This is a genomic window from Streptomyces sp. NPDC059037, from assembly GCF_042740015.1.
In the GTDB taxonomy this organism is placed as follows: Bacteria; Actinomycetota; Actinomycetes; order Streptomycetales; family Streptomycetaceae; genus Streptomyces.
On sequence record NZ_JBHYIG010000369.1, the window covers coordinates 1 to 8,513 of the forward strand.

Here is an 8,513-nt window from a genome sequence, read left to right on the forward strand (position 1 = left end):
GCGGCCCCCGCAGCCGGCCTTATTCCCGCGCAGGGGCCGGCGCGGTGGGGGGGCTGCCGTCGTTCGGCCGCGTGCATCCCTCCGCCGCTCCGCGGCGGGTTTTCCCGCCCACCCGCCCGATTGCCCGGCGGGGTGATCGGGGTGGGTGGGACAGATCCGGGGTGATCGGGTGGGTGGGTGGGACAGATCCGGCGCGGAGCGGCGGGACAGGAGAGAGACAGCCCGCAGACGACAGGACGTCGGGCGAAGCCGCCCCCGCATGCCAGGCCCAGCACCCCGACCCTTCCGCCCCACATGCCAGTCCGAAGAAGCCAGCACCCCCGAACCCCGGAGTGATCGGGTGGGTGGGTGGGACGGATCCGGCGCGGAGCGGCGGGACCGGACGGGGACGGCCCGCAGACGGCACCACGCCAGGCGCAGCCGCCCCCACATGCCAGTCCGAAGAAGCCAGCACCCCCGAACCCCGGAGTGATCGGGTGGGTGGGTGGGACGGATCCGGCGCGAAGCGGCGGGACAGGAGAGAGACAGCCCGCAGACGGCACGACGGCAGGCGCATTCGCCCCCGCGGGGGCGAATGCGCGTGGGGCCCCGCCACCCCCGGTGGCAAGGCCCCCGTAACGGTCAAAGTGCGCGCAGCCGCCCCCGCAGGGGCGAACGCACGTGGGCCCCGCCACCCAGTGGCGAGGCCCACCTCACGGTTCAAGCGCGCGCAGCGGCCCGCTAGCCCGCCACCGCCACCGACGGCTCGCCCGACGGGACGCCGTCCTTCTCCATCTGCTCGGCGATCTTCAGCGCTTCCTCGATGAGCGTCTCCACGATCTTCGACTCGGGCACGGTCTTGATGACCTCGCCCTTGACGAAGATCTGCCCCTTGCCATTGCCGGAGGCGACGCCGAGGTCGGCCTCGCGGGCCTCGCCGGGGCCGTTCACGACGCAGCCCATGACGGCGACGCGGAGGGGGACCTCCATGCCGTCCAGGCCCGCGGTGACCTCCTCGGCCAGCTTGTAGACGTCGACCTGGGCGCGGCCGCAGGAGGGGCAGGAGACGATCTCCAGGCGGCGCTGCTTGAGGTTCAGCGACTCCAGGATCTGCATGCCGACCTTGACCTCCTCCGCCGGAGGGGCGGAGAGGGAGACGCGGATCGTGTCGCCGATGCCCTCGCTCAGCAGCGCGCCGAAGGCGACCGCCGACTTGATCGTGCCCTGGAAGGCCGGACCGGCCTCCGTCACGCCGAGGTGCAGCGGATAGTCGCAGGCGGCGGCGAGCTGGCGGTAGGCATTGACCATCACGACCGGGTCGTTGTGCTTCACCGAGATCTTGATGTCCCGGAAGTCGTGCTCCTCGAAGAGGGACGCCTCCCAGAGAGCCGACTCGACGAGCGCCTCCGGAGTGGCCTTGCCGTACTTCTTCAGAAGGCGCGCGTCCAGCGAACCCGCGTTGACGCCGATCCGGATCGGCGTGCCCGTGTCCTTCGCGGCCCGCGCGATCTCCGCGACCTTGTCGTCGAACTGCTTGATGTTGCCCGGGTTCACGCGGACCGCCGCGCAGCCGGCGTCGATCGCCGCGAACACGTACTTCGGCTGGAAGTGGATGTCGGCGATCACCGGGATCTGCGACTTGCGCGCGATCGTCGACAGCGCGTCCGCGTCATCCTGCGTCGGGCACGCCACGCGGACGATCTGGCAGCCGGACGCCGTCAGCTCGGCGATCTGCTGCAGCGTCGCCCCGATGTCGGACGTACGCGTCGTCGTCATCGACTGCACCGACACCGGTGCGTCCCCGCCGACGGCGACCGTTCCGACCTGGATCTTCCGGCTGACCCTGCGGTCGGCGAGCTTGGTCGGAACGGACGGGATTCCGAGCGATACGGCAGTCATCTGGCGAGCATCCCCAAGAGTGTGGATCACAGTGTGGATCAAGGTCCCGAGATCGGCGGGCTCCAGGCTTCGAGATTACGGCACCCCATAGGGCTCGGGCACATCACGCCCCGGAGTCCACCCAATAGTGGGCGGCCGGACACATACTGTGCCCGGCCGCCGCAAACTTCGCTTAATCAGGCCCTTCTCAGGAAATCCTCACCGGATTCACCACGTCCGCGATCAGCACCAGGATCGTGAAGCAGATGAAGATTCCCGCGACCACGTAGGCGACCGGCATCAGCTTCGCGACGTCGAAGGGGCCCGGGTCGGGCCGCTTCAGGAGCTTGGCCGCCTTCCGCCGCACCGACTCCCACAGGGCGCCCGCGATGTGCCCGCCGTCCAGCGGCAGCAGCGGGAGCATGTTGAAGAGGAACAGCGACAGGTTGAAGCCCGCCACCAGGAACAGCATCATCGCGATCTGGTTCTCCGGCGGGATGTCCAGGGTGAAGACCTCGCCGCCCACGCGGGCCGCGCCCACGACGCCCATCGGGGAGTCCTGCTTGCGGTCGCCGTCCCCGAACGCCGCGTCCCACAGGTCGGGGATCTTGGACGGCAGGGCGATGAGCGACTCGACGCCGTTCTCCATCATGTCGCCCATGCGGTCCACGGAGTCGCCGAAGCCCTGCTGGACGATGCCGGTGGCCGGGGTGAAGCCGAGGAAGCCGGCGTAGACGTACTTGCCCTCTACATAGCCACCGTCCCCGTCGGTCTTGCTGACCTGGTTCTTGATGAGGTTGGCGTGCAGGTCCACCCGCTTGCCGTCGCGCTCGACCGTGATGGTGGCCGGGCCGATGGTCTCGCGGATCTTCGACTGGAGCGTGGACCAGTCCTCGACGGGCTGCCCCTGGAAGCCGACGATCTTGTCGCCCAGCTTCAGCCCCGCGGCCTTGGCGGGCGAGGGCTTGTCGCCCTTCTCGCAGGTCGAGCGGTTCTCGCTCTGCTGGATGACACAGTCCGAGACCTTGCCGACCTGGTTCGTCTGGGTGCTGATGCCGAACGTCATCATCACGCCGAGGAAGATCGCCACGGCGAGGATCAGGTTCATGAAGGGGCCCGCGAACATCACGATCACGCGCTTCCAGGGCTTGCGCGTGTAGAAGAGGCGGGTCTCGTCGCCGGGCTTGAGCTCCTCGAAGGCGGCCGACCGGGCGTCCTCGATCATGCCGCGCCAGGGCGACGTCGAGCGGGCCTCGATCTTGCCGTCCGGGCCGGGCGGGAACATGCCGATCATGCGGATGTAGCCGCCCAGGGGGATGGCCTTGATGCCGTACTCGGTGTCGCCCTTCTTGCGCGAGAAGATCGTCGGGCCGAAGCCCACCATGTACTGCGGCACGCGGATGCCGAACAGCTTGGCGGTCGACAGGTGGCCCAGCTCGTGCCAGGCGATCGAGAACAGCAGTCCGACCGCGAAGACGACTATGCCGAGGATCATCATCAAGGTCGTCATGCGCGGGCCTCCGCGGTCGCCTTCGCCGTCAGTTCACGGGCCCGGGCACGTGCCCAGGTCTCCGCTTCGAGGACGTCCGCGACGGTCAGGGAAGTTCCCGACGCGGAGATGTCGGGGTCGCCGTGTTCGGCGACGACCTTGGTCACGGTCTCCATGATCCCGTTGAAGGGCAGGGCGCCGTTCAAGAACGCGTCCACGCACTCCTCGTTGGCGGCATTGAACACCGCCGGGGCCGTGCCCGCGAGCTTCCCCACATGCCGGGCGAGCCCGACCGACGGGAAAGCGTCGTCGTCGAGCGGGAAGAACTCCCAGCTCGACGCCTTCGTCCAGTCGAACGCGGGGGCCGCGTCCGGCACCCGCTCCGGCCAGCCGATGCCGATGGCGATGGGGCCGCGCATGTCGGGCGGCGTGGCCTGGGCCAGCGTCGAGCCGTCGGTGAACTCGACCATGGAGTGCACGTAGGACTGCGGGTGGACGACGACCTCGATGCGCTCGAACGGGATGTCGTAGAGGAGGTGCGCCTCGATGACCTCCAGGCCCTTGTTGACGAGCGTCGCCGAGTTGACGGTGATGACCGGGCCCATGGCCCAGGTGGGGTGCGCGAGCGCGTCGTCCGGTGTGACGTTCGCCAGCTCGGCCTTCGTACGACCCCGGAACGGGCCACCGGAAGCGGTGACGACCAGTTTGCGTACGTCGGCGCGGGTGCCGGCGGCGAGCGACTGGAAGAGGGCGGCGTGCTCGGAGTCGACCGGAATGATCTGGCCCGGCTTGGCGAGGGCCTTCACCAGGGGGCCGCCGACGATCAGCGACTCCTTGTTGGCGAGCGCGAGGGTGCGGCCCGCTTCGAGGGCGGCGAGGGTGGGCGCGAGGCCGATGGAACCGGTGATGCCGTTCAGGACCGTGTGGCACTCGGACGCGGCGAGCTGAGCGGCCGCGTCGGGCCCGGCGAGGATCTCGGGGAGCGGCTCCCCGTCGCCGTACTGCCCCTTGAGGGCCTCGCGCAGCGCCGGTACGACGTCCTCGCGGGCCACCGCGACGGTCCGCACGCGCAGCTGCCGCGCCTGCTCGGCGAGCAGCCCGACGCGGCCGCCCGCGGCGGAGAGCGCGGTGACGCGGAAGCGGCCGGGGTTGCGCAGGACGAGGTCGATGGCCTGGGTGCCGATCGACCCCGTCGAGCCGAGGATGACGATGTCCCGCGGGCCGTCCGTGACCACGGGGTCGAAGACGAGATGCGGGTCCGCGAGGGGGGCAGGGCTGTCGCTCATGCCCCCATTCTTGCGTGGGCGGCTGTGTGCGGGTGCACTGCGCCCCGATCCGGTCACTCGGTTTCGTGTTCCGGGGCGTGGCCGTCCGGTCGTGCGGCGTAGCGGAGGGGCGGGACTCGGGGGGTGGTGCCGTGCCGGGCGCGTGGGTCCGTGCCCTGGTGGGGATCCGCCAGCGCTTCCCTCAGGAAGGGCACGATGCCGCGTTCCAGGAGTGCCTGACGCCAGGCTTCCCTGGCTCGGGCGATCTCGTCCTCCCGGTCGGTCTGCAGCCCCGCCGCGGTGGCGCGATGGCGCAGCGCGGTGACCACCAGGCCGACCGCGGCGAACAGCAGACCCGCGGCGGTGACGGCACCGAAGAACCACCCCGCACGGATCATGGCGTCGGCGAAGCCGGGCTCGGGGGTGAGCAGCTTCAGGACGTACCCGATGAGCAGGAAGATCACGGCCGCCGTCCCGGCGAGTACGGGTACGAGCACGGCGAGGACCGCCGAGAGAGAGCCGCCGGTCTCGTCGCGGACCTCTCCCCTTGCCGCGACACCGGTCGGCAGGGCCGGTGCGCGCAACTCGTCGCGCACCTTCACGTAGTGGTAGTACTCCGCCGCGGCGGCAGAGGTGATGAGTGCGGACGCGTTCGTGGCCATGGTGCGCAGCTGCTCGGTGTTGACGCGCTGCCCCACCGAGGCGAGTTCGGGCCGCTCGTGGGTGGTGCGCAGCACCCCGTCGAGCAGCGACTCGAATGCCGCGCGGTCCTCGGGGAGCAGGTGCGGCGCGGTGCGGGACGAAGGGGGACGCGGAGGGCGCTGCGAAGTCGCGGGCTCGGACCGCGGCGGTTCCGGCGCGGGTTGCTTCGGTGCCGGAGAGGGGGCCGGAGAAGGGGCCGGAGAGGGGGCGGATGCCGGAGCCGCGCCCTGCGGCGGCGCGCTCACGCGGATGCCGAGGAGCGCGGCGAGCACCCGGCGGCCGAGCGGGAGTTCGGCCCTGCGCGGGGCGCCCGTCGGCCGGGCGGAGGTGCGGCCGACGCCGAGCACCGCCGAGCCGATCCTGCGGTTCATGGAGGGTCGGGTCACAGCGCCGTCCCCTCTTCCCCGGCCGAGGATCCATGGATGCGGCGGGCCTGCGGCCGGGGCTCGGCCCGCGGTTCCTGGGCCTGAGCGGGCTCAGGCACCACGGTGGGCCGCACGCGCGGCCCGAGCGGCTCGGTCTGCTGCGCCCCGGCCGCCTCAGGAGCGGGCGCGGGAGCGGGCGCCGTCGGCGCACCGGTGACGGCGTCGCTCACCGCCTGGATGCGCCCGAGCTGGGTCAGGATCACCGGGGCCGACACTCCGACGACGAACGCCGCGTACGCGCCGCTGATCTGGCCGGTGGTGCCGAAGAGCACGGCGGCACCGGCGCCCATCCCGCTGTGGATGACGGCCGCGGCGGTGTCGGCCACGGGGTCGAAGTGGTCCCGGAACAGCGGTGGTCGGGGCTCCTGCCCGGCGGCAGGCGCCTGCCGGTGTTCGCGTCGCGCCGCCTGCCAGTCGAGTACGCAGTTGTAGGCGTCGAGCACGCCGCGCAGCACACCCCCCGCCGCCCCCAGCAGGATGAGCATCGGCACGTCCACGGCATCCCCCGGCGGTACGACGGCGGGACTCCGGTTCCAGGAGTCCGCCGCCTGAGCGTAGGGCCGGGGCTGCCGCAGAGGAAGGGCCGCAGCGCGCCCCGCGATCAACGGATGGGGCGATGGACGTTCTCCCGTTGCGTCGGGCCCGGGGTCGCGGCCGCGATCCAGGGTCCTTCGCCGCTGGGGTCGACGACGCCGGACTCCAGCCAGGTGTACGTACCGGAGAGGACGCCCTTGACGACCTTGCGGTCGATGTCGTCGGTGTTGGTCCACAGGCGGTCGAAGAGCTCGTCGACGCGGATGCGGGACTGGCGGCAGAAGGTGTCGGCCAGCTGGTAGGCCTCGCGGCCGTGCTCCTCCGTGGTGCGCAGGAGCTCGGCGCGCACGCAGGCCGCGCTCATCGCGAAGAGCTCTGCGCCGATGTCGACCACGCGGCCCAGGAAGCCCTGCTTGGTCTCCATCTTTCCCTGCCAGCGCGACATCGCGTAGAAGGTCGAGCGGGCCAGCTTGCGGGCGTTGCGTTCTACGTAGCGCAGGTGCGGGGAGAGGTCCGCGTGCCCGCTGGGGTGGAACTCGGCGTACGAGCGCGGGAGTTGGCCCGCCCCTGTGACCAGCTTCGGGAGCCAGCGGGCGTAGAAGCCGCCCGCCTTCGCGCCCGCCTTCGCCTTGTCGGACAGGGACTTGTCCGGGTCGATCAGGTCGCCCGCCACCTTCAGGTGCGCGTCCACGGCCTCGCGGGCGATCAGCAGGTGCATGATCTCCGTCGAGCCCTCGAAGATGCGGTTGATGCGCAGGTCGCGCAGGACCTGTTCGGCGGGGACGGCGCGTTCGCCGCGGGCCGCGAGGGACTCGGCGGTCTCGAAGCCGCGGCCGCCGCGGATCTGGACGAGTTCGTCCGCCATCAGACAGCCCATCTCCGAGCCGTACAGCTTGGCGAGGGCGGCCTCGATGCGGATGTCGTTGCGGTCCTCGTCGGCCATCTGCGAGGAGAGGTCGAGTACGGCTTCGAGGGCGAAGGTCGTCGCCGCGATGAAGGAGATCTTCGCGCCGACCGCCTCGTGGAAAGCGACCGGCTTGCCCCACTGCTCGCGTGCCCCCGACCACTCGCGGGCGATCTTCAGACACCACTTGCCGGCGCCCACGCACATCGCGGGCAGCGAGAGGCGTCCGGTGTTGAGCGTGGTGAGGGCGATCTTGAGCCCCGCGCCCTCGGGGCCGATGCGGTGCGCGGCCGGGACGCGGACCTGGTGGAAGCGGGTGACGCCGTTCTCAAGCCCGCGCAGCCCCATGAAGGCGTTGCGGTTCTCGACGGTGATGCCGTCCGACGCGGCCTCGACGACGAAGGCGGTGATGCCGCCCTTGTGGCCCTCGGACTTCGGCACCCGCGCCATGACCACGAGCAGATCGGCGACGACGCCGTTGGTGGTCCACAGCTTCACGCCGTCCAGGACGTAGTCGTCACCGTCCGGCACGGCCGTCATCGCCATGCGCGCCGGGTCGGAGCCGACGTCCGGCTCGGTGAGCAGGAACGCGCTGATGTCCGTGCGGGCACAGCGCGGCAGGAACTCGTCCTTCTGCTCCTGGGTGCCGAACTGCTTCAGCGGCTGCGGTACGCCGATCGACTGATGGGCGGAGAGCAGCGCGCCGATCGCCGGGTTCGCGGAGCCGACGAGGGCGAGGGCCTTGTTGTAGTACACCTGGGTGAGGCCGAGCCCGCCGTACTTCGTGTCGATCTTCATGCCGAGCGCGCCGAGCTCCTTGAGCCCGTTGATCACCTCGTCGGGGATCTGTGCCTCGCGCTCGATGCGCGCCGAGTCGATCTTCGTCTCGCAGAAGTCGCGGAGCTTGGCCAGGAACTCCTCGCCGCGCTGGGCGTCCTCGTCCGCGGGCAGCGGGTGCGGATGGATCAGGTCGAGCCGGAAGCGGCCCAGGAAGAGTTCCTTGGCGAAGCTGGGCTTGCGCCAGTCCTGCTCACGAGCGGCCTCGGCGACCTGCCGGGCCTCGCGCTCGCTGACGGACGGTTTGGGGGTTGGTGCGGACATGAGGAGCTCACCTCGCCGCGGAGTGGGGCCGGTCGGTGCCGATGGGACCGATTGTGACCCGGTCGGTTACTGACTGGTGCTACTCGATCGTATGGATCGTATGTACCCGATCCGCCCGAACCCCACCAGTCCTCGCGCAGCGTTTGGCCGCACCGCGTCCGCCAGCGGGCCCGGACACGAGAACGGCCGGAGCCCCCGCACAGTGGGCGCCCGCCGGGGGGTTGGTGGAATTTGTT

Annotated in this window: 6 protein-coding genes; all 6 read right to left on the minus strand. The window is 70.9% G+C overall.

Translation table 11 applies throughout. The features are described 5' to 3' along the window. Positions 1-720: 720 nt before the first annotated feature. Positions 721-1,878, minus strand: coding sequence for a flavodoxin-dependent (E)-4-hydroxy-3-methylbut-2-enyl-diphosphate synthase (gene ispG / locus ACFWY6_RS42020; RefSeq protein WP_360780643.1), 1,158 nt, complete (start codon positions 1,876-1,878; stop codon positions 721-723). A gap of 187 nt (positions 1,879-2,065) precedes the next feature. Continuing rightward, positions 2,066-3,367: a M50 family metallopeptidase gene (locus tag ACFWY6_RS42025; RefSeq protein WP_384702134.1), complete on the minus strand. Its 1,302-nt coding sequence runs from the start codon at positions 3,365-3,367 to the stop codon at positions 2,066-2,068. Further along, entirely contained in the window at positions 3,364-4,632 is a 1,269-nt protein-coding gene (dxr, locus tag ACFWY6_RS42030) for a 1-deoxy-D-xylulose-5-phosphate reductoisomerase (protein WP_384702137.1), read from the minus strand. The genes ACFWY6_RS42025 and dxr overlap by 4 nt, the downstream gene beginning before the upstream one ends. Positions 4,633-4,685: 53 nt before the next feature. Beyond that, the gene (locus ACFWY6_RS42035; RefSeq protein ID WP_384702140.1) at positions 4,686-5,699 is read right to left on the minus strand and encodes a hypothetical protein; all 1,014 of its coding nucleotides are present in this window, start codon (positions 5,697-5,699) and stop codon (positions 4,686-4,688) included. Then, positions 5,696-6,223 (minus strand): hypothetical protein, encoded by a 528-nt coding sequence (locus tag ACFWY6_RS42040; RefSeq protein ID WP_384702146.1) that lies wholly within the window; start codon positions 6,221-6,223, stop codon positions 5,696-5,698. The genes ACFWY6_RS42035 and ACFWY6_RS42040 overlap by 4 nt, the downstream gene beginning before the upstream one ends. Positions 6,224-6,339: 116 nt before the next feature. After that, positions 6,340-8,277: an acyl-CoA dehydrogenase family protein gene (locus ACFWY6_RS42045; RefSeq protein ID WP_384702143.1), complete on the minus strand. Its 1,938-nt coding sequence runs from the start codon at positions 8,275-8,277 to the stop codon at positions 6,340-6,342. Positions 8,278-8,513: the final 236 nt, after the last annotated feature.

Excerpts from the sequence above, each read along its gene's own strand:
- ACFWY6_RS42045 (WP_384702143.1), bottom strand. The coding sequence starts at position 8,277 with ATGTCCGCACCAACCCCCAAACCGTCCGTCAGCGAGCGCGAGGCCCGG.
- ispG (WP_360780643.1), bottom strand. The coding sequence starts at position 1,878 with ATGACTGCCGTATCGCTCGGAATCCCGTCCGTTCCGACCAAGCTCGCC.
- ACFWY6_RS42025 (WP_384702134.1), bottom strand. The coding sequence starts at position 3,367 with ATGACGACCTTGATGATGATCCTCGGCATAGTCGTCTTCGCGGTCGGA.
- ACFWY6_RS42040 (WP_384702146.1), bottom strand. The coding sequence starts at position 6,223 with ATGCTCATCCTGCTGGGGGCGGCGGGGGGTGTGCTGCGCGGCGTGCTC.
- dxr (WP_384702137.1), bottom strand. The coding sequence starts at position 4,632 with ATGAGCGACAGCCCTGCCCCCCTCGCGGACCCGCATCTCGTCTTCGAC.